General features: G+C 71.3%; 2 protein-coding genes. Both read left to right on the forward strand.

The genetic code is table 11. From position 1 onward, the window contains the following. The coding region (locus WA805_RS31535; RefSeq protein WP_425244167.1) for a hypothetical protein at positions 1-184 on the forward strand (184 nt) is incomplete at its 5' end. A gap of 332 nt (positions 185-516) precedes the next feature. Continuing rightward, on the forward strand, positions 517-1,602 hold a 1,086-nt coding region (locus WA805_RS31540; protein WP_425244168.1), incomplete at its 3' end, for a LacI family DNA-binding transcriptional regulator.

Consider the following 1,602-nt stretch of genomic DNA (forward strand, 5'->3'; position numbering starts at 1 on the left):
GCTCCAGGCGGTGGCGAGCCCGCGGGGGCCTCGCCGCGGCGCGCGGCGCCCGCACCTCCTCGGCGCGCTGCTGCCGAACTACCGCGTCACCTGGTCGCGTACCGCCTTGTCGACGGCGGCCGCCGACGGCGCCCGTCGCGGCCACTCATGGGTCATCGTCATCTCTGCCACCCGCGGCCTTTAGTGCCCCACCCGGTAGTGCCCCACCCGGCATGGGGCAACGCGGGGGCTGGCGGTGTGGCCCACAGCGACACTAGATTCGCTCTTGTGGGCCACACCGCCAATCAGCCGTCCCGCTCCAGGCGTATAACAGCAAGAAGCGGGTTGGCTGCCAGGATCCGGTCCACCCGCGGCCTCCGGCGTCTCACCGCTGGGCCAATGTCCTGGTCGCGCGTGTTACCAGGCTGTACTGTTGGTAACGGGGCGCTGGGACATCGTTTTCCTTCTCCCGATCCAGGGTTTGCCGCGAAGGGCGCGGATTAGTGACGCGCCAGCGAAAGAAGGAGCGTGATTGCCTTGTCCGACCGGCCCGCAACGCTGCGGGATGTGGCGGCCGCGGCGGGCGTGCACCCCGCAACCGCGTCCCGGGCCCTGAACCCGGGAACCCGGCTGCTGGTCAGCGAGGAAACCGCACGCCGGGTGACCGAGGCGGCCGAGCGGCTCGGCTACCGGCCCAACCCCGTCGCCAGGTCGCTGCGCACCAGGCGCTCGCACACCGTCGGCGTGCTCATCCCCGACCTGAACAACCCGCTGTTCCCGCCGATCGTGCGCGGCCTCGAGGACCGGCTCGCCGAGCACGGCTACGTCGCGCTGATCGGCAACACCGACGGCGACGCAGCGCGCGAACGGATGGTCTTCGACCAGATGCGGGCCAGGCACGTCGACGGCTTCGTGATGGCGACGGCGACGCTGCACAGCGACATCCTGAACGAGGCGACCGAGGCCGACCTGCCGGTCGTGCTGATGAACCGCACCGCCGAGGGCTACCCCTTCTCCTCGGTGTCCGTGGACAACGAGCAGGGCGTGCGGGCTGCCGTGGCGCACCTGACCTCGCTCGGGCACACCAGGATCGGGCACATCGCAGGCCCGCAGGACATCTCCACCGGCCTCGCCAGGCTGCGCGGGTTCCGCGACAGCATGCACTCGCACAACCTGCCCGTCGACGACAGCCAGGTCGTGTACGCGACTGCCTTGTCGCTGGCTGAGGGCCTGCGCTGCGGCCGCGAGCTGCTCGAGGGCAACGACGAGCTCACCGCCATCGTCGCGGGCAACGACATGCTCGCGGTGGGCTGCTACGGCGCGTTCGACGAGCTCGGCGTGCGCTGCCCGCAGGATGTGTCGATCATCGGCTTCAACGACATGCCGTTCATCGACCGGCTGCGCCCGCCGCTGTCGACGGTCCGGTTCCCGCACTACCAGCTCGGCACCGAGGCGGCCAACCTGCTGCTCGAGCGAATCGGGACCGACGGCGGCCCGGTGAAGATCCTGTACCTGGCCCCGGAACTGATCGTCCGCGGCTCGACCGTCCCCGCCGGCCCGCAAGCGGTGCCCGGCCTTGCGGGCGAGGGCGACGCGCGGGAACCGGCGGCGCCCGCGGTCGCC

This window comes from Trebonia sp., from assembly GCF_049794275.1.
Taxonomy (GTDB): domain Bacteria; phylum Actinomycetota; class Actinomycetes; order Streptosporangiales; family Streptosporangiaceae; genus Trebonia.